Genomic DNA, 25,579 nt, shown 5'->3' on the forward strand with positions numbered 1-25,579 from the left:
CCCACAAGGTAGAATGAGCGTGAATACTGGACGCCGGATGGCAGCAGCCCCGAGGGGCGCGGCACACGGCGGCTTTAGTTACGTGCCTGCACCAGGGCCGGCCCGCCATCTTGCATGGGCGGCCTGCACTGCGACGGCAACCACCGAAGAATAGAGGGGTCGAACGCGCCTGTGACTACCAGCAATCCTGTGAATCCCGAGAACGCGGCGAATCCGGAGCCGGGCGGCGACACCGCCCCTGCATCCTCCGCCGGAACCGCGTCCCCGGCGGATTCCCCGGCAGAGACGGCCGCACCCCGCGAATACGGCGCAAGCGACATCACGGTCCTTGAGGGGCTGGAGGCCGTCCGCAAGCGCCCCGGCATGTACATCGGATCCACCGGACCCCGCGGTCTGCACCACCTGGTGTACGAAGTTGTGGACAACTCTGTGGACGAGGCCTTGGCCGGCTACTGCGACCACATCGAGGTGATCCTCCAGGCCGACGGCGGCGTCAAGGTTGTGGACAACGGCCGTGGCATCCCCGTGGACATCCACCCCACCGAGGGCAAACCCACCGTTGAGGTGGTCATGACCATCCTGCATGCCGGCGGAAAGTTCGGCGGTGGCGGCTACGCAGTCTCCGGTGGTCTGCACGGCGTGGGCATCTCCGTGGTGAATGCACTCTCCGCGCGCGTGGACACGGTGGTCCGCCGCCAGGGCCACGCGTGGCGGATGAGCTTTGCCGACGGCGGCAAGCCCCAGGGCGAGCTGGTCCAGGGCGAGGCCACCGACGAGACGGGCACCACCCAGACCTTCTATGCCGATCCGAGCATATTCGAGTCCACCGAGTTCGATTTCGAGACGCTCCGGGCCCGGTTCCAGCAGATGGCGTTCCTGAACAAGGGCCTGAAGATCACCCTGACGGACGAGCGCACGGCCGCCGTCGTGGACACCGACGGGGATCTGGACCTGGATTCGCCCCAGGATGGCACCGACCCGTCGGGACACCGCGAGGTTGTCTACCAGTACAACGATGGCCTGCTGGACTACGTGAAGTACCTGAACTCCTCCAAGAAGGTCGATGTCATCCACGAGGACGTCATCGCCTTCGAAACCGAGGATGCCGGGCGCAGCATGGCCGTGGAACTGGCCCTGCAGTGGACCACCGCGTACTCCGAGAGCGTCCACACGTATGCGAACACAATCAACACGCATGAGGGTGGCACGCACGAAGAGGGTTTCCGTGCGGCCATGACCAGCCTGATCAACCGGTACGCCCGCGAAAAGAACATCATCAAGGAAAAGGATGACAACCTCACCGGTGACGACATCCGCGAGGGCCTGACGGCCGTCATCTCGGTAAAACTGTCCGAGCCGCAGTTCGAGGGCCAGACCAAGACCAAACTGGGCAACTCCGAGGTCAAGGGCTTCGTCCAGCGCGTGGTCACCGACGGCCTGGGCGACTGGCTGGAGCGCAACCCCGGCCCCGCCCGCGATGTCATCCGCAAGTCCATCCAGGCCTCCCAGGCGCGACTGGCGGCCCGCAAGGCACGCGAGAGCACGCGCCGCAAGGGCCTGCTGGAGTCCGGCGGCATGCCCGGCAAGCTCAAGGACTGCCAGTCCAAGGATCCGTCCATCTCCGAGATCTACATCGTGGAGGGTGACTCGGCCGGCGGCTCCGCCGTGCGCGGCCGCAACCCAACCACCCAGGCCATCCTGCCGCTGCGCGGCAAGATCCTGAACGTGGAGAGGGCCCGCCTTGACCGCGCGCTGGGCAACGCCGAGGTCCAGGCCATGATCACCGCCTTTGGTGCGGGCATTGGCGAGGACTTCGATGTGGCCAAGGCCCGGTACCACAAGATCGTGCTGATGGCCGATGCCGATGTGGACGGCCAGCACATCACCACGCTGCTGCTCACGCTGCTGTTCCGCTACATGCGCCCGCTCATCGAGAACGGCTACGTGTACCTGGCCCAGCCGCCGCTGTACCGCATCAAGTGGTCCAACGCGCCGCACGACTACGTCTACAGCGACCGCGAACGCGATGCCGTGCTGGCCTCCGGCCAGGCCTCGGGGCGCCGCATCCCCAAGGACAACGGCATCCAGCGCTACAAGGGTCTGGGCGAGATGGACTACACCGAGCTCTGGGACACCACCATGGACCCTGACCACCGCACGCTGCTTCAGGTCACCATGGATGACGCCGCCGCCGCTGACCAGACCTTCTCCGTCCTGATGGGCGAGGATGTCGAATCCCGCAGAAACTTCATCCAGCAGAACGCCAAGGACGTCCGATTCCTTGACATCTAGGGCGCCAGCGCCCCAGACATTGCGAATCGGACATATATTGGGAATGGAATATAAAGACTATGAGTGACGAAACTCCAGGTATCCCGGAGGACGGCGGCGACGCCATCGAAGGGACCATCACCACCGACCGCGTGGAACAGGTTGACCTGCAGACGGAAATGCAGCGCTCCTACCTTGACTACGCCATGGCGGTCATCGTGGGACGCGCCCTGCCGGACGTCCGGGACGGCCTCAAGCCCGTGCACCGCCGCGTGCTCTACGCGATGTTCGACGGCGGCTACCGGCCGGAGCGATCCTTCAACAAGTGCGCCCGCGTGGTGGGCGAGGTCATGGGCCAGTACCACCCGCACGGCGACACGGCCATCTACGATGCCCTGGTCCGCCTGATCCAGGACTGGACCATGCGCTACCCGCTGGCGCTGGGGCAGGGCAACTTCGGCTCTCCCGGCAACGACGGCGCGGCCGCCCCGCGATACACGGAAACCAAGATGGCCCCGCTGGCCATGGAGATGGTCCGAGACATTGACGAGGAAACCGTCGATTTCCAGGACAACTATGACGGCAAGAACCAGGAACCGACCATCCTGCCGGCGCGGTTCCCGAACCTGCTGGTCAACGGCTCCTCCGGCATCGCCGTCGGCATGGCCACCAACATCCCGCCGCACAACCTGCGCGAGGTGGCCGACGGCGTCCAGTGGTACCTGCAGAACCCTACGGCCACCCGCGAGGAGCTGCTCGAGGCGCTGATCGTCCGGATCAAGGGCCCCGACTTCCCGACCGGTGCCCAGATCCTGGGCCACAAGGGCATCGAGGACGCCTACCGGACCGGCCGCGGGTCCATCACCATGCGCGCCGTGGTGTCCGTTGAGGAGATCCAGGGCCGGACCTGTCTGGTGGTCACCGAGCTGCCCTACCAGGCCAATCCGGACAACCTGGCGATCAAGATCGCCGAGCTGGTCAAGGACGGCAAGATCGCCGGCATCGCCGATCTGCGCGATGAGACCTCCGGCCGCACCGGCCAGCGACTCGTCGTCGTGCTCAAGCGCGACGCCGTGGCCAAGGTGGTGCTGAACAACCTCTACAAGCACACCCAGCTGCAGGACAACTTCAGCGCCAACATGCTGGCCATCGTCGACGGCGTGCCGCGCACGCTGAGCCTTGATGCCTTCATCCGCCATTGGGTCACGCACCAGTTGGACGTCATCGTCCGCCGCACCCGGTACAGGCTCCGCAGGGCCGAGGAGGAGGCGCACATCCTGCGCGGCCTGCTCAAGGCCCTGGATGCCCTGGACGAGGTCATTGCCCTCATCCGTGCGTCCTCCACCACCGAGGAGGCCCGCGAGGGCCTGATGCGCCTGCTGGAGATCGATGAGCTCCAGGCCAAGGCCATCCTGGACATGCAGCTGCGCCGCCTGGCCGCGCTGGAACGCCAGAAGATCCAGGATAGGCACGCCGAGCTCGAGGTGATGATCACCGAGTTCAACCGCATCTTGGCCAGCCCGGATGTGCAGCGCGGCATCGTCAGCGATGAGCTGGCGGAGATCTCCGCGAAGTATGGCGATGACCGCCGCACGCAGATCATGATGGGCTTTGATTCCAACATGAGCATGGAAGACCTCATTCCCGAAGAGGAGATGGTGGTCACCATTACCCGCGGGGGATATGTCAAGCGCACCCGCAGCGACAACTACCGCTCGCAGCACCGCGGCGGCAAGGGCATCAAGGGGGCCCAGCTCCGCGGGGACGACGTGGTGGAGCACTTCTTCGTCACCACCACGCACCACTGGCTGCTCTTCTTCACCAACCTGGGCCGCGTCTACCGTGCCAAGGCCTACGAGCTCGTGGAGGCCGGCCGCGACGCCAAGGGCCAGCACGTGGCCAACCTGATGGCCTTCCAGCCGGACGAGAAGATCGCCCAGGTGCTGGACCTGCGCGACTACCAGCAGTCCCCCTACCTGGTGCTGGCCACCAAGACCGGCCTGGTGAAGAAGACCCGCCTGGAGGACTACGACACCAACCGTGCCGCCGGTGTCATCGCGATCAACCTGCGCGACGGCGATGAACTGGTCTCCGCCCAGCTGGTCTCCGAAACCGACGACCTCCTGCTGGTCTCCCGCAAGGGCCAGTCCATCCGCTTCACCGCCACCGACGAGGCGCTGCGCCCGATGGGCCGTGCCACCTCCGGTGTGACGGGCATGAAGTTCCGCGGCACGGACGAGCTCCTGGCCCTGGACGTGGTCCGGGACGATTCCTTCGTCTTCATCGTCACCGAGGGCGGCTACGCCAAGCGCACGGCCGTGGATGAGTACCGGCTGCAGGGCCGTGGGGGCCTGGGCATCAAGGTGGCCAAGCTGGTCGAAGACCGCGGCGACCTTGTGGGCGCCTTGATCGTCCACGAGGACGACGAGGTGCTGGTGGTCATGGGCGGAGGCAAGGTGGTCCGCTCGAACGTCAGCGAGGTCCCCGCCAAGGGCCGCGACACGATGGGCGTGGTCTTCGCCAAGCCTGACAAGAACGACAAGATCATCGAGGTGGCGCGCAACAGCGAACGCGGCCTGGAGCATGATCTGGAGCATGAAGAGGACGAGAATTCCGAGTCCGAGGCATCGGCCGACGGCGCGCTGCCGGACTCCGAGGCAGGCTCCGAGACCGATTCCCAGCCCGACGTTCAGGGTGATGAAGTATTTTTGGAAAATGATGACGCAACAAGTGGAGGTACCCCGTGAGCACCAGTAACCCGAACCCGAGGCCCACATCCGGCCCGCGGGTAGGGGCGCCTGCGCGTCCGCCGCAGCGGCCCGCCGCCGGCGCGGCCCGCCCCGCGCTGGTGAAGCCCGCTCCGAAGGCCAAGGCCCGCCGTGCACGCCTGCTGGTGAGCAAGGTTGAGCCGTGGTCCGTGCTGAAGATGGCCTTCCTGCTCTCCGTGGCACTGGGCATCATCACCGTGGTGGCCGCCATCGTCCTGTGGACGGTGCTTGACCTGACCGGACTGTTCGACAAGGTCAACGCGCTCATGTCGGACATCCAGGGCGCAGAGAGCGGTGCCTTCGACCTGAAGAAGTTTGCGTCTCTGGGCCAGGTGGCTTCGTTCGCGACCATCATCGCCGTCGTCAACGTGGTGCTGTTGACCGCGCTGTCGATGTTGTCCGCTGTGCTCTACAACGTCTCCGCCACCCTGGTGGGTGGCATCGGCGTGACCCTGACCGACGATTAATCCGGTGCCATAATCCCTGAATGGGCGGGCCCAAAAGACCTTTGGGCCCGCCGATTTTGGGAGTTGGGCTTTCATGCGGTACAGTTTTATCTCGGCCCGGTGAGGGCCGGAGGGCGCATAGCTCAGGCGGTTAGAGCGCTTCGCTGATAACGAAGAGGTCCCAGGTTCAAGTCCTGGTGCGCCCACGGAAACCAAGGGTTTCTTTGGAAAGAAGGTACGTGTGAAGAAGTTGCTGGTAATTGCAACTGCATTTGCAGGATTCCTTGTTATCCGAAGGAAAATGCGGGATTCCAAAATCCAGAAATCAACCTGGAGCCAGGCGACCGACACGGTCAACTGACAATAGGAATACTGGATACCTCCCATGGGGGCATGGCGCAATTGGTAGCGCACCTGCTTTGCAAGCAGGGGGTTCGGGGTTCGAGTCCCCGTGCCTCCACCATAGGAAGAACACCCCGGCCACTGCGGCCGGGGTGTTCTTTGATTTAAGGGACGGACCGGCCCTGCCCCGAGGTGCCCTAGTGTTGACGGGTGACTGTTCTCCTGGCCGTTCTCGGCATTTTGGGTGTTTCGGCGTCCGGCCCCATCATGGCGGCCACCGCCGCCCCTGCCCTGGCCATCGCGTTTTGGCGCACCGCGCTGGGCGCGGCCGTCATGGCGGTTCCCGTCGCCACACGCCAGCGGACCCAGCTGTCCAAGCTGCGCTGGGCGGACTACAAATGGGGAATCGCGGCCGCCGTCGCACTGGCCCTGCACTTTGCCTGCTTCATCACCTCGGTCAAGCTGACCAGCGTGGCCGCGGCCACGGCCCTGGTATGCCTTCAGGCGGCCTGGATTGCCGTCTTCCAGCTCCTGGGCGGCATCAAGCCCGGCAGGCCGGTTGTGCTGGGGCTGGGGCTCGCGCTGGCCGGCGTCGTCGTGGTCTCGGGCTTCGACATCGGCCACTCCCCGCAGGCGGCCAAGGGCGACGCCCTGGCGCTGGCCGGCGGTGCGCTGGCCGCACTCTATACGATGGCCGGGGCCAAGGCCCGGCGCACCATGTCCACGGGCATCTACACCATGCTCTGCTACGGGGTCTGTGCCGTGGTCCTGCTGGCGATGTGCCTCATCTGGCGCCAGCCGCTGGCGGGCTTCCCGCCACAGGCCTGGTTGGGAATTGCCGCCGTGACCTTGGTCTCGCAGATCATGGGCCACACGATTTTCAACCATCTGCTCGCCACCATCAGCCCGTTGGTGGTCTCCATGATGATTCTGCTGGAGATCCCCGGGGCCGCCATCCTGGCGGCGGTGTTCCTGGGCGAGACGCTCCCGGCGGGCACCTACGCCGGCCTGGCCCTGATCTTGGCGGGACTGGGCGTGGTGGTGCTCCTGCAGGGCCGCAGTTCGCTGGCGCGGCGGCCGCGCCGGGAAGGCGACGGCACCGGCGGCGCGGACTAGCTAGCGCGGGCGGCGTGCCAACTGGTTGATGCTGGCCGTGTGGACGGCGCGGAGCATCTTGGCCGGGAAATAGACCGAGAAGAACACCACCATGGGCGCCTTGAGGGCGATCTTGTTGATGTTGTGCGCCTTGTAGGTGCGCTCAAAACGGGTCACGTAGTAGCGGTAGTCCCGCGGTGAGTCCTCGAGCCGGCGGGCGGACATGCCGCTGACCATGCTGGGTATATACCGGACACTGAGCTCATGGTCGGCCAGATGCAGGGACAGATCGATGTCCTCGTGCATTTCATCGCGCTCGTCCAGGCAGGTTTCGTCCCGGATGGTCTCCCACGCGGTGCGGCGCAGGGCCATGTTGGAGCCGAAGAGGAAATGGTACTGGTGCTTGGCCAGGCGCAGCATGAGCTGGCGCATCTTGTCGTCAGCCTTGAGCCCAAAACGGCGCAGCGGCATGTCGTAGTAGACCACCGGGCCGGTGATGGCGTCGGTGTGGGTGCTCATGAAGGCCTTCTGGACCTCCTCCACCCAGTCCGGCTCCAGGACGGAATCGGCATCGATGCGGCCCAGGATCTCCCCGTTGGCATGCTCAAAGCCGAAGTTGCGCGTGGGGATGAGCCCCTGCGCCTCGTTCTGCGCCAGCAGCCGGATCGGGCTCTCGGGGTATTCGCGCTGGAGGCGGCGGACGATCTCGGCGGTGCTGTCGGTGGACTTGTTGTCCACCACAATGATTTCCTCGGCCGGAATGGACTGGTAGATCGCGGCGATCAGGCACTGCCTGATCACGCTTTCCTCGTTGTAGGCCGGAATCACAATGGAAACGCTCGGACGCGCAGCGCCGGACCCGGTGGTTGGTCCGGGCAGCAGCTCTGGGGAAGGCGAGGGAAGGGTGGGCTCCGGCAACGGGTTCTCGGGTGACATCAGCACCAATCTAACACCGAAAAAACCGCGGGACCCCGAAGGGTCCCGCGGTCTTGTGTCCCGCACGGCAAGCGGGGGTGCTGCTCCTGCCCTTGGCTAGGACTCGTCCTTGTGCTTGGCGGAGGCAGTGTCATCCATGGCCGTCTTGGCGTCCTTGACGGCGGTCTGGGCCGCGTCCTTGGCCTCGTCGACGGCGGATTCCGCGGCGTCCGCCACGGTGCCGGCCGTCTCGGCTGCGAGGTGCTTGGCCGTATCCGCGGTGTCGGCTGCCGTGTCCTTGACGGCCTCGGCAGCGGCCTTGACCGGCGCTGCGGCGCTGGCCACGGGGGCAGGTGTCTTCCACGGGTCCTCGACCGGCTTGGAGGCCTTCCAAGCCGCTGCCGCTGCGGCCGCTGCGGCAGCGATCACGCCGAACACCAGCCAGCCCTTGCGCCCGCCTTTGTGCTGGGACTTCAGCGCGGCTGCGGCGTCCTTGGCTGCCTTCTCGGCCACCTTCTCCGCCTTGGCGACAGCATTCGGATCCCCGGTGAGTCGGGCGACGACGACGTCAACCTGTTCCGGCGTCGTCGCGTTTTCCAAGGCCTTGCCCAGCGCGGCGGCAACCTCGCCCACCTTGCCGGAGAGCTTGGGCAGGTAGTCGGCAACCACCTTGTCGCGGGCGGAGGACAGCGCGGGGCCGGCCTTGTCCAGGGTCTCCTGGATCTTGGGCGTAGCCTCGTCCACGGCGTCGGAGATCCGCGGGGCCAGCTTTTCCAGCCCCTCCTGGATCTTCGGGGTCACGGCGGCAACGCCCTCGGCCGTCAGGTGTGCGGCCTTGCGCAGGCCGTCCTGGACGATCGGTGAAGCCGTCTCAATGCCCTTCTCCAGCCGCGGAACGGCCCAGTGCAGTGCGGCCTCGACATGGGGTGTTGCCCAGTCCCTGGCGTGCTCCACACCTGTGGTTACAGCGTCCTCCAGGCCGTGGTTCAAGCGGTCTGCGTTCTTCACAACTACCTCCCGGGAATAATGGCATTTCTGGGTTCAGCCTACGTCCATGCGCCGCGGCGGGCCATTCTTTGCCGCATAAAACACCTCCTGCACCGGGCCCGGGCGGTTCACTGTGCGCGGAACGGCGGCCATGGGCCGGGCCAAGGTCGCAGGTGGCGTGGCAGAATATCGGCATGACTGCTATCCCAACCGCAAAAGCAACCATCAGCACAAGCCTCGGCGACATCGTGGTGAACCTCTTCGGCAACCACGCGCCCAAGACTGTGAAGAACTTCGTTGGCCTGGCCACCGGTGAAATCACCTGGAAGCACCCCGCCACCGGCGAGGAGTCCAACGCGCCGCTGTACAACGGCACCATCTTCCACCGCATCATCAAGGACTTCATGATCCAGGCCGGCGATCCCCTCGGCCGCGGGACCGGCGGCCCCGGCTACCAGTTCGACGATGAAATCCACCCGGAACTGAACTTCAACGAGCCCTACAAGCTGGCCATGGCCAACGCAGGCATCCAGGGCGGCCGCGGCACCAACGGCTCCCAGTTCTTCATCACCACCATCCCCACGGGCTGGCTGCAGGGCAAGCACACCATCTTCGGTGAGGTTGTCGACGCAGAGTCCAAGGCCGTTGTCGACGCCATCGAGGGCGTTGCCACCGGTGCCGGTGACAAGCCCCGCGAGGACGTCGTCATCAACTCCGTCTCCGTTGAGCAGCTCTAGCATTTTGCAGCTCTAACCAACCGAACACCATCAAAGGTTCACACACACTGTGAGTTACTCGATTCCGGCGGCGGGCGTGCCCGCCGACGTTCCCGTTTGCCCCCGCCACCCGGACCGCGTGGCGTATGTGCGCTGCCAGCGGTGCGGGCGGCCGGCCTGCCCGGACTGCCAGCGCAGCGCCGCCGTCGGAATCCAGTGTGTGGACTGTGTCCAGGAGGCCACGCGCGCCGTGCCGGCCACCCGCACCATCTTCGGCGGCACCGTCCGCTCCGGCCGGCCGATGGTCACCCTGGCGCTGATCGCGCTCTGTGTGGTGGTCTTTGTGCTCGAGCTCGCCGTCCCCAACGATGTGGTGTTCCAGAACTTTGCCTATGCCCCCTTCACCACGGAGGCCGAACCCTGGCGGATGCTCACCAGCGCGTTCCTGCATTCGCAGGGCTTCCTGCTCCACATTGCCTTTAATATGTATGCGCTGTGGATCCTGGGCCATGCCCTGGAACCTGCGCTCGGCCGCAGCCGCTTCCTGGCCCTGTACTTGGTCAGCGCCTTTGCCGGATCCGTTGGCGTGCTGCTGATCAGCCCGGTGGGCACCGCCGTCGTGGGCGCTTCCGGTGCCATCTTTGGCCTCTTTGGGGCCCTCTTTGTCCTCCAGCGCAAGATGGGCGGCGACGTCCGCCAGCTCGTGGTGCTCCTGGTCATCAATGCCGTGCTCGGCTTCATGGGATCGGGCATCGCTTGGCAGGCCCATCTGGGCGGCCTGGTGGCCGGCGTGCTGGGCGGCCTGGCCCTGGTCTATGCACCCAAGGGCCCCCGCCGGAACCTCATCCAGTGGGGCGGCCTCGCGGCCCTGGTCCTTGTCCTGGTGGGCCTGGCGGTCTACCGGGTCGGCGTCATCAACAGCTCCCTGCAGCAGCTGTACGGGCTCTAGCCGCGCCCGGCCAGGCGGACATAGTCCCCGCCCCAGTGCAGCAGCGGATCCATCGCCTCCGACGGTGGGGCCGTGCTGCCCATCCCCACCACTGTGCCCACCACCAGCAGGTGGGTGGCCGCCGGGTGGATGTCTGCCGTCTCCAGTTCAAAATGGGCCAAGGCTCCGTCGACGACCGCGGCGCCGGTCAACTCCCCACGCCTGAACGGCACCCGTTCCAGCAATCCCTCCAGCGGCATGCCCGGGCTCGCCAGCCAATTGGCCACGCTCTTGTGCCCATAGGGCAGCACGCTCAGCGCCCAGCGGCCGGAACCCGCCACCGCCGCCGCCAGCCTGGACTCGGCATACAGGCTGGCCAGCATGGTGGGTGGATCCCAGGACACCGTCAGGAAGGATCCCACGGTGCCTGCGTAGTCACGTCCCTGCCACACCGCGCTCAGCACAGCCACCGCCGACGCAGCCTCGGCGCTGAGCCGGGAAAACTCGTCCACATCAGCCTGCGAAGGTTCGGGGCGGGCCAGTGCGTGACCGGGCGCCCGCGGTGTCATTTCCATGCCACCATGGTGGCACGCCCACTGTTATCCACAGCGCTGTCCACAGCTGGGCATAACTTACAGGGTTGTATTTCTAATATAGAAAACATCATTAGAACATGTGTTTTTCCACAGGGTTGTACACACTGGGCATAACTTACACACATGTAATTCCACACCTGTGGATTACTTTTCCGCGGATTTCTGGGATTTGGTGGCAATATCCACGACGCGTTGTCCACCCCTGTGGATAACTTTTGCAACAGGGGTGGACAACCTCCTGTTCGAATCGTGCCTGTGGATAACATCGCAAAGTTATCCCCGGACGTGGATAACTTTGGGGATGTGGCCCGGACCTCACCTGGCCTCGGCGCGGCGGGACTCCGTGCTGTGGGTACCGGATAAGTGTGTGGCAGTAGATGCTCCCAAAGCCGGTGGTTGGGTGCAGGTGCAACCGGTGGCCGGTCATATGTGGACATCTACCAACGGTTGGCCGCCGCTGTCCTAGACTGTCCCCAGCATTGTGCCGGGCCCCACTTGGGGATTGGCGTATTGATGGCATTCGCGAGGGGGCGAATGCCGGTCGAGGATTGCGTAAGGGGGAGGCGATTTGTCCCGACTCACATTGGTTGCGGACATAGTGCAGGAGCTGCGCGAGGGGGCAACCCAAGGCGTGTTCATTGTTGGCCAGCACGGGGTCGGCAAGACATGGGTGGTGGGCCAGGTGTTGGCTGCCTTGGGTGCGGACACCACAGTCATCCGCCTCTCCCCCAGTGCCGCGCTCTCTCATGTGCAATTTGGCGCTGTCAACGCACGCATCGGTGCCACGGACCAGCGGCTGGATGATTTCCACAGCGTCCTGTTGGGGTTGGAACGCCAGATCCAGCAGGACCTCGCCGAAGCCCCGGTAGTTCTGGTGGTGGACAACGCCGCCCATTTGGACGGCCAGAGCGCCGCCGTCATCGCCCAGGCGCTGCTGGACACAGGAGCCAAGCTCATTTTGTCGGACCTTCCGGGGTCCGCCGGGGATGCACTCCACCAACTGTGGCGCGACGGCGGACTGCGGCGATTCGAGGTGGACCCGCTTGCGGCCGGCGAAGTCCAGGCCCTGATGGAGGGTCTGCTGGAGGGGCGGGTGGCAGGAGCCGCTGCGTCCTATCTATGGCAGCGGTCCAACGGCAATGCCGGCGTCGTGAAGGGACTGGTGGCCGGGGCCCTGGAGGATGGCACGCTTCGCGAGATTGCGGGGACGTGGGCGCTGGACCACCCGGCGGACCATTTGGGGGCGGAATCGCGGGACTTCCTGCGGATGGACCTGGCCCAGATCAGTCCGGCGTCAAAGCGCATTGTGGACATTCTGGCATTGGCGGGCCCCCTGCCGCTGGATGCCCTCTTGCAGCTGTGCACCGCGGATGAGCTCGATGAAGTGCAGCAAAGCGAGATTGCCGTCATCACCTTGGGGCGGGAGGTGAAGGTCGAACTGGCCCGCCCGGCGTTCAGTGCTGCCATCAGGGAATTGGTCCCCGTGGGGCGCAGCCGCGGCCTGCGGGCAGAGGTTTCGACAGTTTTCGATCCGCATGCCCTGGGCCTGCACGATTCCATCATCACCGATGTGCTGTGGCAATTGGACTGCGGCCTGGCCATTGACGACCACGTCTTGGTCAATGCTGCCACGCTGGCCAACCGGGCGCTGCGGACGCCGGACGCCCTGCGCATCAGTAAACTCATCACCCACGGCCCGCACCTTGCCTCGGCTCTGGCCCAGCAATCCCTGGCCAGCTACCACGCGTCCCAGCTGTCGGCCGCGCGGGACCTGGCCACGCGCAGCCTGTCCCTGGCCGCGGATTCGGCGACGGCGGCCCAGGCACTGGAGGCCTGGTGCTGGGCGTTCGCACCCGAGGAGGACTTTGGCGAGCGGTTTGCCGGTGCGCTGTCCGCCTACCACGGCCAGTTTGGGGACACCAGCGCCGAGGACGACGCCGGTTCGCCGGGCTTCCGGGTGGAGGAGCTGCGTGCGCTGGCGGAATTGTCTCTGGGTGATCTGGAGCATACCCACCGCCGCCTCGATGCGCTGCTGGCCAACCCCACTCTCGTGGATGTTGGCACCACCGTCCAGCTGAAGGGGATGCTGTGCGAAGTGTTGGCCGGTTCCGGCCGTGCGGCCGAAGCTTCGTCGCTGGCGGTGGAGATATTGGCGGCGCTGGACCAGGAGCCATTTTCCCGGCCCGACATTTCAGTGCTTGCCTATGCCCGGGCCTCAGCTGCCATGATCTACTACGGGGACTGGGAATCGGCCACGGAGTTGCTGGAGACAGCCATTTCAGTCCACCACAATCTGATCCTGCCCAGCCGCGGACTGCGGCATCTGGGCCTGGCCATGATGTACATCCGGATGGGCCGGGTGGAGGAGGCACTGGCTCAGATGCGGCCGTGCCTTGACGCGCTGGTGGAGCATGATCCGTGGCTGGTGCTGCCGGTGGCGCTGGGCCTTGGCGCCTATGCCTCGGCCCTGCGCGGGGATGTGGACCAGGCACGGGCACGGCTGGCCCAACTGGACGGGCTGCGGCGCCGCGGTGCTGCCATGTATGCCTTGGAGGGGCGGGCCTATGCCATAGCGGCGTCGTCTACCATCGGAGACACATCCTCGGGCATCGATGAGTTGGCGGAGATCCGGGCCAACTGCCAGGCCCACGGCTACGCCACGATCGAATTCACTGTTGCCATGCTGATGATCCGCATGGGTGGAGGTGCCGTGCTGGGCCGGTTGCAGGAGCTCGCGGAGGTGGTGCAGTCACGGCACCGCGATTTCTATGTGGCCTACGGCCAGGCCATGGCCAGCCAAAAAGGCGAGATGCTCCAGGACGCTTCCACCATGGCCACCATGCAGGGCTTCGACCTGATCGCGGCCGAACTCGCCGCCACCGCCCAGGAACGCTTCAGCGAAAGCGGCCAGCAGCAAAAGAGCCGCAAGGCCGCCGCCATGCTGTTGACCCTGCGAGACCGCCTGCCCGGCATCGCGTCCCAGGCCTTTGGCAGTGCCGACCACCCTGAACTGACGCGCCGCGAGGCGGAGATTGCCAAGTTCGTTGCGGCAGGGCTCAGCAACAACGACATTGCCACGCGCCTCCATGTTTCCCTGCGGACCGTCGAGGGGCACCTGTACCGTACATTCATCAAACTGGACATCAAGTCCCGCGAAGAGCTGGCCCACATGGCCCGGGCCCTGGAGAGCGCCGGCACCACAGAGTAGGGCCGGCTGAGCCGTCCCGGTCCCGGTCCCGGTGTGGCGTGCCGGCGCCGCGTCGCCGTGCAGGGGAACATCCACGGGGCGAGTAATTGCACCTCAAAGGAAGTGCTGTCCCTGCTGCCTTGGAGTGAAGGGGTTCGCAAAATAGAGTGGCCAGCACTCGCGTGTGGCATTGAGCGCCCTGCCTACGATGGCAGTGCCTTCCGGCGCCGCCGGGAACCAGCGGATTTCCAGAATCCCCCATTCTGGTGCACAGCCGGAGCGGCAGGGTCCCCCAGTCCTGCCGCTCCCCAACCCGCTGGAGTGTCCCCGCGGTGCCGGGGACACTCCCCCGCGGACCTGCCCCTTGGCGCCGTGCGCCTTAACCCCGATTCCCTTTACACCGTGCGCCCTGGCGTGCCTAGATTGAAGGTACGCCAGAGATGGCGTGAGGGAATCAGTGAAAGGAAGGCACAGCATGGCTGGGAACAACGGATCAGGCAGGTCTCCTGGCGATGCGGAGGCTGCCGAGGGCCATGGCCGCTACGCGGAGGGCTCGTACGGCAAGGCGGGCTCCGTATCGGGCCACCATGCCGGCGAATCGGAGGGGCGCTACGTTGAGGGCGACTACGGCGAGGCCGGAACCGAGGAGGCCCAGCTGGGCTCCGAGGCCGGCCAATTTGCCGAGGCCGACTACGGCGACGCCGGCGAGGTTCCGGACCGCGCGGACGGGCACGTTCCGGGAAAGTACGTGGATTCAGCCGGTGCCCCCGGCAAGGGCAGCGCCGAGGGGGAGGACTGAGGAGTCCACCCCGGGTGGTTAATGTCCGACGGCGGCACTCCCGCACTGGGGAGCGCCGCCGTCGGGCGTGCCGGCACCGGGCCGGTGGCCGCTGTAAGCCGGCTACGAGCGCCAGCGCGTGGTCATCATGAAGCCGGCGATGGCGATCCCAAAGCCGACGAGGATGTTCCAGTTGGCGATGCCGGGGATGGGCCACAGACCGTTGGTGATGTAGTAGACGATGATCCACAGTAGGCCGATCAGCATCAGGGAGATCATGACGGGCTTGAACCACACGGCGTTCGGCTTGTGCGCGGCGGCCGGCTGGGACTGCTGCGGGGTGCGGTTGGGCCGGCGGCGCGGCTTTGACTCAGGCACTTCGATCTCCTTGGCGGGTGGCGGCGGTAGTACTGCACCGCGACGGGAAACAGGGGGCAGCGGCACCTTGGTATCCTCATAGAGGAAGATGCCAAACACACGGCACCGCACGGGTTCTGGTCGTAATTCTAGCGGCACCGGCCGCGATGCAAGGCTACGTGACCCTCGGGCCAACATCAGGAGACAAAGTGGTGGATCGTACGCTCGATGCCGCCCCCATGGACGCCGAAATGGCGGAGCTCTCCACTCCTTCCATGGACCGTCCGGGGCGCGCAAACCCCCCGAAGCGGGGCTTTGTCAGCCTGCTGGTCCAGATCATTGGCGAACTCCTGATCACCGCCGGTGTCATCGTGCTGCTGTTCGCGGCCTGGGAACTGTGGTGGAGCAACATCGCCGCCGACAACGCCCAGCAGCACGCGGTGGAACAATTTGCGCACAACTTCCAGGGCCCGCTGGCCCCGCAGGCGCTGGCCACCCCCGGGCCCGAGGACTACGGACCACCCCTGGTCACCCCGGCCCCCGCCGTCGACGGCGAAACGTTTGGTGTCATCTACATCCCGCGCTTTGGCGAGGACTACTACCGCCCACTCGTGCAGGGAACCAGCACCGCTGTCCTGGACACGCTGGGCCTGGGCCACTACGGCAGCACGGCCATGCCGGGGGCCGTGGGCAACTTTGCCGTGGCGGGGCACCGGCAGACCCACGGTGCCGTGCTCGATGCCATCCACACGCTGGTCCCGGGCGACAAGATCTATGTGCAGACCAGGGACGGCTACTACACCTACGTCTTCCGGAACAACCAGATCGTGCTGCCGACACGGACCGACGTCCTGCTGCCCGTCCCCACGGCCGCCGGCGCCGCGCCCACGCAGAGCTTTTTGACCATGACCAGCTGCAACCCGCGCTTTGGCTCCCAGGAGCGCATCATTGCCTACTCGGTGCTGGACTCCTGGCAGCCGGCCAGTGCCGGACCACCGGCCGCCATCGCCGATCTGGTGGCCTCCACCGCAGGAAAGGGCTAGGAATGTACGGCTGGATCTTCCGCACTCTGCCGGGGCCGTTGTGGCTGCGCATCATCACCTCGGTGCTCCTTCTGGCCGCCGCCGTGCTGGTGCTGATGGACTACGTCTTCCCTTGGCTGTCCCAATACAACCCACTCACCGACTCAACGATTGGTTCCAACCCCTAGCCATGACTACGCGAATTTTGGTTGTCGACAACTACGACAGTTTCGTCTACACGCTGGTGGGCTACCTCCAGCAGCTGGGCGCCGAGACCACTGTGGTCCGCAACGACGACGTCACGCTGGCCGAGGCCATCGAGCTGGCATCGGCGCGCGACGGCGTGCTGGTCTCCCCCGGTCCCGGCAACCCGGCCGAGGCCGGCATCTGCATCGAGCTGATCAAGTGGTGCGGCGAGAACGCCAAGCCCATGCTGGGCGTCTGCCTGGGCCACCAGGCACTGGCCGAGGCCTACGGAGGTGTGGTGACCCACGCCGAGCAGCTGATGCACGGCAAGACATCCGAGGTCACGCACCGCGGCCAGAACGTCTTTGCCGGCCTGCCGAGCCCTGTCACGGCCACGCGCTACCACTCGCTCGCTGCCGTGCGCGAGAGCATTCCGGCGGTGCTGGAGATCACCGCTGAAACGGCCGACGGCGTCATCATGGGTCTGGCCCACCGCACGGCTCCGCTGTGGGGTGTCCAGTTCCACCCGGAATCGGTGCTCACCCAGGGCGGTTACCTGATGCTGGGGAACTGGCTCGAAAGCCTGGGCATGGAAGGCGCCGCCGCCAAGGCAGCGACACTGAGCCCGCTGATCAACACCTAAGCAGCGGGCCCAGGCTCGACCACCGAAACCAGGCGTGGCGGCCTAACCGTTGTCGCTGCCGCCGTTCCTGTGCCCCGGGCTGGGGTCGGAGCTGGGCGACGGTGTCGGGCTCGGGCTCGGGCTCGGGCTCGGGGTCTCGGGTGCCGCCGGCGCCTTGGCGATCTGGACGGTGATGGTGCTGCCCTGGTCGACGCTTGCACCGGCGTCGACGGACTGCCGGGTCACCTGGCCCCAGGTGGAGGACACCGGGTTTTCGACCTCTTGGAACTCGACCTTCAGGGTGGGCGAGGCCTGTTGGATGGCCAGCGTGGCCTCGTCCTGCGTCTTTGAATACAGGGCCGGCATGGTCACCTTGCCGGAGGAGATCTTCAGGTTCACCTTGCTCCCCACGCCCACCACCGCAGCCGGAGCCGGGTCGGTGGTGACCACCAGGTTCTTCTCGATGGACGGGTCGTTCACGGCGAGGGTATCCCCCGGTACGAGGCCCAGGGCGGACAAGGCTCCGCGCGCCTCCGATTCGGTCTTGTTGGCCAGCGTCGAGGGAATGGCCACGGTGGCGGGGCCCTTGGAGATCTGCAGCCGGACGAAGGACTCGCTGGTGGCCATGCTGCCGGAGGACGGGTCAGTGCCGATGGCAATGCCCTTGGGCACCTTGGCGTCGTAGCTGGGCTCGATCTGGGGTTTGAAGCGGGCATTGATCAGCGCGGTGACGGCCTCCGTCTCCGACAGATTCGCCACCGACGGGATGGCCACCTTGGGCGGCACCGGCGGTTCGGCGGTGAGCAGGTTGTAGCCCAGCACTCCGCCGCCGCCAAGCACGATGGCCAGGAATACGAAGAACGTCGCCATCCAGGTGCGCCGGCGCACCTTGACTGCACGGTCCGGGCCGTCGGCAACCGGTTCGGTGCCATCGTCGGTGGTGAGCGCCCCGCCGGAGAGTGCCTTGGCCATGGCCCGGGTGGCCGGCTCGGGCAGCCCCAGGGTGGTGGTTGCGCCGGTGGCAGGCAGGGCGGCGCGTGCCGCGGCGGGAACGGTGACGGGGATGCCGGCCGCCGGCGTCCGCGGGGCAGCATTCGGCCCCGTGGCTGGCACCGGGGCCAGTTCGACGCCGGTGCGGGCGGCGCGCAGGGCGCGCCGGAAGGATGCGGCGTTCTGGAACCTGTCGGTCCGGTTCTTCTGGAGGGCGCGCATCAGCACGCTGTCCAGGGCAGGGGAGACCTCGCTGTTGAACACGCTGGCCGGGATCGGTGGTTCGCGCACGTGCTGGTAGGCCACCGACACCGGGCTGTCGCCGACAAAGGGCGGCCGGCCGGCCAGCATTTCATAGAACAGGCAGGCGGCGGAGTAGAGGTCGCTGCGCTCGTCCACGGTCTCGCCGCGGGCCTGTTCCGGGGAGAGGTACTGGGCGGTGCCGATCACGGCCTGGGTCTGCGTCAAGGTGGCCGTGGAATCGGCAATGGTGCGGGCAATGCCGAAGTCCATCACCTTGATGGTGCCCAGCCGGTCGGCGTCGTCCTGGGTGACCATCACGTTGGCGGGTTTGATGTCCCGGTGCACGATGCCCGCGCGGTGGCTGTATTCCAGCGCCGACAGCACGCCCAGCGTGTAGTCGATGGCGTGGTCGATGCTGATTTCCTTGGCCCGGATCAGATCCCGCAGGGTGCGGCCCCGGACGTACTCCATGACGATGAACGGCTGCCGCGTGCCGTCGCGCAGCGGCTCCTCGGAAGAATGGTCGCCGGTGTCGTAGACGGCCACAATCGAGGGGTGGTTCAGGCCCGCCACGGCCTGGGCTTCGCGCCGGAAGCGGACCTGCAGCTGCGGGTCGCGGGCCAGATCGCCGCGCAGCAGCTTGACGGCCACCGTGCGCCCGAGCCGGATGTCGCGGCCCATGTGGACGTCGGCCATGCCGCCACGGCCCAGCAGTTCGCCCAATTCATAACGCCCATTGAGGACGCGCGGGATGCTCATGGTGCTGGTGTCCTCTCTGAAGCGCAGGGGGAAATTCGTCTGGAAACCAGATGCCAGCCATGGCCCAAAACGGTCTCGTTCCGGGCCATGGCTGCCACCTACTTGTTGCCCGCGGGGGGCGTGGTGTTGGTCGGCTTGGCGTCAGCGGGTCCCGTGGAGACCACATAGGTGACTGTCGATCCCGTGGCCACGCTGAGGCCCACAGCCGGAGTCACCCGGATGATCTGCCCGGCAGCGACCTTGTTGGAGGATTCACTCTCCATGGCCGGCACCAGATTCAACGCCGTCAGCGCCGAGTTGTACTGCTGTGGCGACTGGCCAGCAAAGTCGGGCACCTGCACCATTTCCGCACCCTTGGAGACCGTCACGGTGATGGCGGTTCCCGGGGCAGTGGCGCCCGTGGGGCTGATGGCCAGCACTGTGCCCTTGGGCGCGTCGGCGTCGAACTGCTCCACCGGCGGCAGCACCTGCATGCCCAGATTGATCAGGTCAGTCTCGACGTCGGCAAACGGCCGGCCCACGTACTGGTTGGGGAACAGGGTCACAGCTGACGATGCCGTGGTGGCCGCCGTGGTGGCCTCGGTGGTGACAGCGGTGGTGGTGGGCCGCGCCGAGGTGGGGGTGGCCGACGCCGAGGTCTTGGCCGGCGTTGAGGCCGTCGTGGTGGCCGCGGGGTGGGGGCTGAAGACGCCCAGGTTCTGCAGCACCAGGGCACCGACGGCGAACAGCACGAGGACAATCAGGCCGATCGCCGGCCAGGTCCAGGGGCTGCGCCCGCGCTTGGCGGGCCCGGCGGGAACGTCGTCGTCCGCCTCTTCTTGCCAGGGCCCCTCGGCAGCCAGGGCCTCGGCACGCGAGAGCCTGTTGGTGGTTGGCTGGCGGGCCACAATGCTCTCGGCCACGGTGGGCAGCGCCGAGGTGGCAGGTGCCGCATGCGATGCCTGGGCGAGGGCGGTAGTGGCCGCCGTTGCGGTCAGGTCCACAGGGGCGGTGATCGGGCCGGTGGTGGCCTCGAAGAGCAGCATTCCCGGCGCCGCGGCGTGGGCAGCCTTAATGTCGCCGCGGCGGATGGCCTCCGCGGCATCTGCCAGCTTCAGGGCATTGGCCGGACGGTTTGCCGGGTCCTTGGAGAGCATGGACATCAGCAGGGCACGCACCGGTGTCGGCAGCGTGTCGGGCAGCGGCGGCGGGGCATCGTTGACCTGGGCCAGGGCGATCGCGATCTGCGATTCCCCGGAGAAGGGCCGATGCCCGGTGATGCACTCGTAACCTATAACGCCCAAGGCATATATGTCACTGGAGCCGGTGGCCAGCTGTCCGGTGGCCTGTTCGGGTGCAAGGTACTGCGCCGTTCCCATGACCTGGCCGGTCTGGGTCAGCGGAACCTGGTCGGCCAGACGGGCGATGCCAAAGTCGGTGACCTTGACCCGCCCCTCGGGGGTGATGAGCAGGTTGCCGGGCTTGACATCGCGGTGCACCAGTCCCTGGGCATGGGCCACGGCCAAGGCGCGCGCCGTCTGCGCAATGATGGAAAGCGTCCGGTCCGAGGAGAGCAGGTGGTCCCGTTCCAGAATGGTGGACAGCGGCTCGCCGGGGACCAACTCCATCACCAGGTACGCGGAGCCCTCTTCCTCGCCATAGTCGAAGACATTGGCAATGCCCATGTGGTTCAGGAGGGCGGTGTGGCGTGCCTCGGCGCGGAATCGCTCGCGGAAGCCGGGGTCACCGGTGTATTCCTCTTTGAGAATCTTAATGGCCACAATCCGGCCCAGGACAAGATCCTGTGCCTTCCAGACTTCGCCCATGCCACCAATGGCAATGCGTGAAGTGAGCTGGAATCTGCCGCCTAAGGTGATTCCCGAAATAGGCCTCACTTATTCAACACCGCCTCGAAGAGTTTACTTGCGTTGGGACTTGTCAGTTTTGCGCCGGTGGCAATGTCAACGCCTGGAATGACGATGGACACCACCACTTGGGGATTATCGGCCGGGGCGAACCCGGTGAACCAGGAGTTGTTCAGGCCGGTTCCCTGTTCCAGTTCCGCGGTTCCGGTCTTGCCGGCCACCTTCACCCCTGGCACTGCCGCGGCCGAGGCGATGCCTTTGTCCACCACATCCGTCATCCACGACGTCATCTGGGCGGCAACCTCCGGGGTGGTGGAGGTCCGCAGGACCTCGGGGGCAAAGTCCTTGACCACCTTCAGATCCGGGGTGCGGATCGTCTTGACGAGGTTGGGCTTCATCTGGACACCGCCGTTGGCAATGGCCGCGGTCATCATGGCAATCTGCAGCGGCGTGGCCTGGACATCCTGTTGCCCCACAGCGCTGCGGGCCAACTCGGGATCCCCCAGTCTACCGGTGCTGCCGGGGAACCGGCTGCCGGTCACCTGGTCCGGGAACTTCAGCCCGTTGTCGTTGAAGCCGAACTTCTCGGCCTGCTCGGTGATGGCATCCTGGCCCAGGTCCAGGGCAATGCTCGCAAACGGGGTGTTGCAGCTCTGCTCCAGGGCGAAGGCAAAGTCCGCCTGCGTGCGTGCGGAGCAGCCACCGTTGACGTAGTTGTTCAACGTATAGCTGGTGCCCGGGAAGCCCAGCTGGGCCGGGTTGGGCAGCACCGAGTCCTTGGTGTACTTGCCCGAGGCCAGGGCCGCGGCGGTGTCCACCAGCTTGAAGACCGATCCGGGCGAGTACAGCTTGGTGTAGGCCGGGCTGCCGTAGAGGTTGATGCCGGGGATGTTGTTCAACTCGGCGATGGACTTTTCAAAGTCACCGCTGTCGTGGGTGGCCAGCAGATTCGTGTCGTAGGACGGCTTGGACGCCATGGCAATGATGGCTCCGGTCTTCGGGTTCATCACCACGATCGCACCCTGCTGGCCGTCCGGGATCAGGTCGTAGGCCAGTTTCTGGATGGCTGGATCGATGGTGAGCTCGACGGAACGGCCCTGCGGCTGGGCACCGGTGAGCACCTGGACCATCCGGTCAAAGAAGGCGTCGTCGGCGGTGCCGGCCAGCTGCTCGTTCATCTGGCGCTCGATGCCATACAGGCCGCCGAACCGGGAGTAGAAGCCGGAGAGTCCCGCATACAGCTCCGGATCGATGTACTTGCGCTGGAACTTGCACTGGTCGGCGCTGGGCACCGATTCGGCGATCGGCTGGCCGGCCACCAGGATGGAGCCGCGGTCGTTGCAGAACTGCTCGTTCAGCGCCCGCTGGTTGTTGTCGTTGGCCTTGAGGTCATCGACGGCAAAGAACTGCACATAGGTGATGGATCCGAACACCAGCGCAAAGAGTGCGATGGCCACAATCCATGCGTTGCGGATTGCCTGGTTCATGGTGTGCCCACCGCCTTCTGGGGGGAGTCGTTTGCTGGGTGGCCGTCAAGGTGTGGCGCCACTGTTGTCCCGATGGGCCGGCGTGCAGCGTCGGAGATCAGCAGCAGCAGGGCCACGATTATCCAGTTCGCCAGCAGCGACGAGCCGCCGGCGGCCAGGAAGGGTGTGGTGAGGCCGGTCAGCGGGATCAACCGGGTGACTCCGCCGATGACCACAAAGCACTGCAGCGCGATGGCGAAGGACAGGCCCACGGCCAGCAGCTTGCCGAAGGAGTCACGGGTGCCCAGTGCGGCGCGGAATCCGCGGGTGATCAGCAGGACGTACATCAGCACGACGGCGAACAGGCCCACCATGCCCAGTTCCTCGCCGATGGCCGCAATGATCATGTCGCTGTTGGCGAGCGGGACGATGTCGGGGCTGCCCTGGCCCAGCCCGGTGCCCACCAGGCCGCCGTTGGCCATGCCGAACAGGCCCTGGACCACCTGGTAGCTGCCCCCGGCCTTGCCGATCACCTCGGGGTCGAAGGCATTGGACCAGACGGAGATGCGCGCCGCCACATGCGGGAAGATCTTCGCCGCCACGAAGCCACCGGCGCCGATCAGCAGCACACCGATGATGACCCAGCTGACCCGGCTCGTGGCCACGTAGATGGTGGTCATGAACAGGCCAAAGAAGAGCACGGAGGAGCCCAGATCGTGCTGGAAGACCAGCACGCCCACGCTGGCCAGCCAGGCCACGATCATGGGTCCCAGGTCCCGGGCCCGGGGCAGCTGCAGCGGGCCAACCTTCTTCCCGGCCAGCAGGATCAGATCCCGATTGGAGGAAAGATACCCGGCAAAGAAGACGGCCAGCGTGATCTTGGCGATCTCGCCCGGCTGGAATGTGTACGGGCCAAGTTTGATCCATACGCTGGCGCCGTTGACGTCCCCGGCGCTGAGCCCCGGAACCAGCGGCATGATGAGCAGCACCACGCTGGCCATCAGTGACAGGTAGGTGTAGCGCCGGAGCACCCTGTGGTCCTTGAGAAACCAGATGACCAGGACGGCCGCCACCACTGCCACGGTGGTCCAGAGCCATTGGCGCGGGCCGGCGGAATCGTCGTTGGCGATGTCCAGGCGGTGGATGACGGCAAGACCTATGCCGTTCAGGGCAACAACGAGTGGAAGTATTACCGGATCGGCATATTTGGCGCGAAAACGGAGCGAAACGTGCACGGCCAGGGAAAGCACCGCCAAAATGGCGGCCTGGGAAAAGAAATCGGCATCAAAGCTGCGGCCAAGGTTGATGTTCACCAGGGCGTTGGCGAAGACCGCGACCATCAGGGCAAGGAGCAGCAGCACCAGCTCGGTGTTCCGGCGCGGTTTGGCTACGGTGGCCAGCTGGCTCATTTGGTGCCCCCTGTGCAGGTCGGTTTCGCGGCCGCGCCGGCTGTCGGGGCAGCGGTGCCTGACGCGGCCGGCGTTGGGGCCGGTGTTGGCGTCGCTGAGCCCGTGGCCGAGGCTGTCGGGGCGGGGCTGCAGGGCGGCGTGCTGGATCCGGTGCCCAGTTGCAGATCGCTGATGATCTGTGCGGCATCGTCCAGGGTGGCCGCGGGCAGGGTCTGGGCCAGCCGCTGGCGCGAGTAGTCCGGCAAGGCGGTGACCGGGACGTCCGTCTCGCGGTAAACGTGCGATAGCTGGATGGGTCCGAGCGACTGCGAGACGCCGTTGTAGATGGCCACTTTGCCGTTGGCAACGCCCACGTAGTACAGCGTCTGGGTGTAGGCATAGCCGGCCCACAGGCCCAGTGCCAGCAGGACCAGGGCGATGGCACCAATCACGGTGGCGAGCAGCTTGAGGTTGCGCGGCGGGATGGACTGTTCGGTCTCTTCCTCCACATCCGAGGGCTGGATCGAGCCGGGGACCTTGTGGGTCAGCACCGCGGCGGCGCGGCGGGCGGCGGAATGTCCCTCGATGACGGGGATCTTGCCCTCGTCGAATGCCGTGACGGCGGCGCCCACCAGTTCATGCGGGCGTTCGGCAAGTTCCTGGCGGATCACGGCTTCGGTGATGTGGAGGCCGGGTTCTTTGGCGATGGCCGCAGTGATGGCGCCGGCCGCGCCACCGTCGGCCTCCGCTATCTCGTCATCGGCGGCGTCCGCGGTGCCGGCAGCGGACCCGGGGTCCACCTCCACGGCGGCATGGATGTCCGCCACCGGTTCCAGTGCTGCCGGTTCCAGCCCGGCCGGGACCTGTGCCGCCACGGCGGCCGTCACCGGTTCCAGCTCGGAGGGCACGGTGGCCAGGGATGCGGTGTGGATGTCATCGGCGCTCTCGCGGACGACGTCGAACACCACCACCGTGACGTTGTCGGGGGCACCGGAGGCGAGGGTCAGCTCCACCAGGGTCTCGGCGCAGGAAGCCAGCGACTTGGTGGTCCTGAGCACCTCTTCAACCATCTGGGTGCGGACAAAGTTCAGGCCGTCCGAGCACAGGAGCCAGCGCTCCCCCTCGACGGCCTCGAAGGACATCAGATCCAGCTCGGGGGAAGCGTCCACATCGCCCAGAACGCGCATCAGCACGTTCTTGTGCGGGTGGGTTTCGGCCTCTTCGGGCCGCAGCCGGCCCTCATCGATCATGCGCTGGACAAAGGTGTGGTCGGTGCTGATTTGCTCGAAGATGCCGCCGCGGAGCCGGTAGGCGCGGGAATCGCCAATGTGCGCGAACTCCAGGGTCGACCCGGAGAGGAGCATGGCGGTGACGGTGGTGCCCATGCCGGCCAGCTTGGGGTTGACGTGCACCAGCTGGGACAGCAGGGAATTGGCCGCCTGGATCTCGTCCGCCAGGTGCGCACCGGCATCGCCGTCGTACCCGTCGCGGTCCAAATGGATCAGGTCCAGCACCGTCGAGGCGCTGGCGACGTCGCCGCCGGCGTGGCCGCCCATGCCATCGGCAACCACGGCCAGGAACTTCCCCGCATAGGCGGAGTCATCGTTCTTGGCCCTGACCATGCCGACATCACTTCTGGCGGCATAGCGCAGGACCAGCGGGCGTTCAGTCAT

Annotated in this window: 21 protein-coding genes and 2 tRNA genes; 14 read left to right on the forward strand and 9 right to left on the reverse strand. The window is 66.2% G+C overall.

Annotation, left to right across the window (positions count from 1 at the left end):
• The first annotated feature begins 171 nt into the window (after nt 1-171).
• From gyrB to ACQCSX_RS13960, 7 genes are all read left to right on the forward strand, one after another.
• A complete protein-coding gene (gene gyrB, locus ACQCSX_RS13930) occupies nt 172-2,292 on the forward strand; it encodes a DNA topoisomerase (ATP-hydrolyzing) subunit B (protein ID WP_427015892.1) in 2,121 nt (706 codons plus the stop codon).
• A 59-nt stretch (nt 2,293-2,351) separates the two neighbouring features.
• Nucleotides 2,352-5,018 carry a DNA gyrase subunit A gene (gyrA, locus tag ACQCSX_RS13935; RefSeq protein ID WP_427015893.1) on the forward strand — a complete coding sequence of 889 codons (2,667 nt, stop codon included), beginning with the start codon at nt 2,352-2,354 and terminating at the stop codon, nt 5,016-5,018.
• Nucleotides 5,015-5,506 (forward strand): DUF3566 domain-containing protein, encoded by a 492-nt coding sequence (locus tag ACQCSX_RS13940; RefSeq protein ID WP_427015894.1) that lies wholly within the window; start codon nt 5,015-5,017, stop codon nt 5,504-5,506. Before gyrA ends, ACQCSX_RS13940 begins: the two co-directional genes overlap by 4 nt.
• 111 nt (nt 5,507-5,617) lie before the next feature.
• Nucleotides 5,618-5,691, forward strand: a tRNA-Ile gene (locus ACQCSX_RS13945).
• Nucleotides 5,692-5,726: 35 nt separating this feature from the next.
• Nucleotides 5,727-5,846 (forward strand): DLW-39 family protein, encoded by a 120-nt coding sequence (locus ACQCSX_RS13950; RefSeq protein ID WP_427015895.1) that lies wholly within the window; start codon nt 5,727-5,729, stop codon nt 5,844-5,846.
• A 26-nt stretch (nt 5,847-5,872) separates the two neighbouring features.
• Nucleotides 5,873-5,948, forward strand: a tRNA-Ala gene (locus tag ACQCSX_RS13955).
• Nucleotides 5,949-6,037: 89 nt separating this feature from the next.
• Nucleotides 6,038-6,943, forward strand: a complete 906-nt coding sequence (locus ACQCSX_RS13960; protein ID WP_427015896.1) for a DMT family transporter — start codon at nt 6,038-6,040, stop codon at nt 6,941-6,943.
• Here the strand turns inward: ACQCSX_RS13960 and ACQCSX_RS13965 are convergent, their stop codons facing one another.
• Together ACQCSX_RS13965 and ACQCSX_RS13970 are read right to left on the reverse strand one after the other, a co-directional pair.
• Nucleotides 6,944-7,858 (reverse strand): glycosyltransferase, encoded by a 915-nt coding sequence (locus ACQCSX_RS13965; RefSeq protein WP_427015897.1) that lies wholly within the window; start codon nt 7,856-7,858, stop codon nt 6,944-6,946. It abuts the gene before it with no gap.
• A 96-nt stretch (nt 7,859-7,954) separates the two neighbouring features.
• Complete coding sequence (locus ACQCSX_RS13970; RefSeq protein ID WP_427015898.1) at nt 7,955-8,845, reverse strand: hypothetical protein; 891 nt, start codon at nt 8,843-8,845, stop codon at nt 7,955-7,957.
• Between the two features lie 173 nt (nt 8,846-9,018).
• Here ACQCSX_RS13970 and ACQCSX_RS13975 point away from each other — a divergent pair, with 173 nt between their 5' ends.
• Together ACQCSX_RS13975 and ACQCSX_RS13980 are read left to right on the forward strand one after the other, a co-directional pair.
• Entirely contained in the window at nt 9,019-9,561 is a 543-nt protein-coding gene (locus ACQCSX_RS13975) for a peptidylprolyl isomerase (RefSeq protein ID WP_427015899.1), read from the forward strand.
• A 49-nt stretch (nt 9,562-9,610) separates the two neighbouring features.
• The gene (locus tag ACQCSX_RS13980) at nt 9,611-10,489 is read left to right on the forward strand and encodes a rhomboid family intramembrane serine protease (RefSeq protein WP_427015900.1); all 879 of its coding nucleotides are present in this window, start codon (nt 9,611-9,613) and stop codon (nt 10,487-10,489) included.
• On the opposite strand, the gene ACQCSX_RS13985 is transcribed toward ACQCSX_RS13980, so the two are convergent.
• Nucleotides 10,486-11,043 (reverse strand): flavin reductase family protein, encoded by a 558-nt coding sequence (locus ACQCSX_RS13985; RefSeq protein ID WP_427015901.1) that lies wholly within the window; start codon nt 11,041-11,043, stop codon nt 10,486-10,488. The two genes, ACQCSX_RS13980 and ACQCSX_RS13985, sit on opposite strands and share 4 nt — an antisense overlap.
• 589 nt (nt 11,044-11,632) lie before the next feature.
• Between ACQCSX_RS13985 and ACQCSX_RS13990 the strand changes: the two genes are divergently transcribed.
• Both ACQCSX_RS13990 and ACQCSX_RS13995 read left to right on the forward strand, forming a co-directional pair.
• A complete protein-coding gene (locus ACQCSX_RS13990; RefSeq protein ID WP_427015902.1) occupies nt 11,633-14,272 on the forward strand; it encodes a LuxR C-terminal-related transcriptional regulator in 2,640 nt (879 codons plus the stop codon).
• A gap of 454 nt (nt 14,273-14,726) precedes the next feature.
• On the forward strand, nt 14,727-15,050 hold the full coding sequence (locus ACQCSX_RS13995; protein WP_427015903.1) for a hypothetical protein: 324 nt from the start codon (nt 14,727-14,729) through the stop codon (nt 15,048-15,050).
• A 102-nt stretch (nt 15,051-15,152) separates the two neighbouring features.
• Here the strand turns inward: ACQCSX_RS13995 and ACQCSX_RS14000 are convergent, their stop codons facing one another.
• Nucleotides 15,153-15,407: a cell division protein CrgA gene (locus tag ACQCSX_RS14000; RefSeq protein ID WP_427015904.1), complete on the reverse strand. Its 255-nt coding sequence runs from the start codon at nt 15,405-15,407 to the stop codon at nt 15,153-15,155.
• Nucleotides 15,408-15,637: 230 nt separating this feature from the next.
• Here ACQCSX_RS14000 and ACQCSX_RS14005 point away from each other — a divergent pair, with 230 nt between their 5' ends.
• Genes ACQCSX_RS14005 through ACQCSX_RS14015 form a run of 3 tightly spaced genes read left to right on the forward strand, consistent with a single transcriptional unit; the run spans nt 15,638 to nt 17,237 of the window.
• Nucleotides 15,638-16,429: a class E sortase gene (locus ACQCSX_RS14005; RefSeq protein WP_427019055.1), complete on the forward strand. Its 792-nt coding sequence runs from the start codon at nt 15,638-15,640 to the stop codon at nt 16,427-16,429.
• Nucleotides 16,430-16,431: 2 nt separating this feature from the next.
• A complete protein-coding gene (locus ACQCSX_RS14010) occupies nt 16,432-16,596 on the forward strand; it encodes a hypothetical protein (protein WP_427015905.1) in 165 nt (54 codons plus the stop codon).
• 2 nt (nt 16,597-16,598) lie between these two features.
• Nucleotides 16,599-17,237, forward strand: a complete 639-nt coding sequence (locus tag ACQCSX_RS14015; RefSeq protein ID WP_427015906.1) for an anthranilate synthase component II — start codon at nt 16,599-16,601, stop codon at nt 17,235-17,237.
• Between the two features lie 42 nt (nt 17,238-17,279).
• Here the strand turns inward: ACQCSX_RS14015 and pknB are convergent, their stop codons facing one another.
• The 5 genes from pknB to ACQCSX_RS14040 form a co-directional block, all read right to left on the reverse strand.
• Nucleotides 17,280-19,208, reverse strand: a complete 1,929-nt coding sequence (gene pknB, locus ACQCSX_RS14020) for a Stk1 family PASTA domain-containing Ser/Thr kinase (protein WP_427015907.1) — start codon at nt 19,206-19,208, stop codon at nt 17,280-17,282.
• A gap of 98 nt (nt 19,209-19,306) precedes the next feature.
• Entirely contained in the window at nt 19,307-21,082 is a 1,776-nt protein-coding gene (locus ACQCSX_RS14025) for a protein kinase domain-containing protein (protein ID WP_427015908.1), read from the reverse strand.
• Entirely contained in the window at nt 21,079-22,539 is a 1,461-nt protein-coding gene (locus ACQCSX_RS14030) for a peptidoglycan D,D-transpeptidase FtsI family protein (RefSeq protein ID WP_427015909.1), read from the reverse strand. Before ACQCSX_RS14030 ends, ACQCSX_RS14025 begins: the two co-directional genes overlap by 4 nt.
• Nucleotides 22,536-23,927 (reverse strand): FtsW/RodA/SpoVE family cell cycle protein, encoded by a 1,392-nt coding sequence (locus tag ACQCSX_RS14035; RefSeq protein ID WP_427015910.1) that lies wholly within the window; start codon nt 23,925-23,927, stop codon nt 22,536-22,538. Before ACQCSX_RS14035 ends, ACQCSX_RS14030 begins: the two co-directional genes overlap by 4 nt.
• Complete coding sequence (locus tag ACQCSX_RS14040; RefSeq protein ID WP_427015911.1) at nt 23,924-25,579, reverse strand: PP2C family protein-serine/threonine phosphatase; 1,656 nt, start codon at nt 25,577-25,579, stop codon at nt 23,924-23,926. The genes ACQCSX_RS14035 and ACQCSX_RS14040 overlap by 4 nt, the downstream gene beginning before the upstream one ends.

The organism is Pseudarthrobacter sp. P1 (assembly GCF_050156935.1).
GTDB lineage: Bacteria > Actinomycetota > Actinomycetes > Actinomycetales > Micrococcaceae > Specibacter.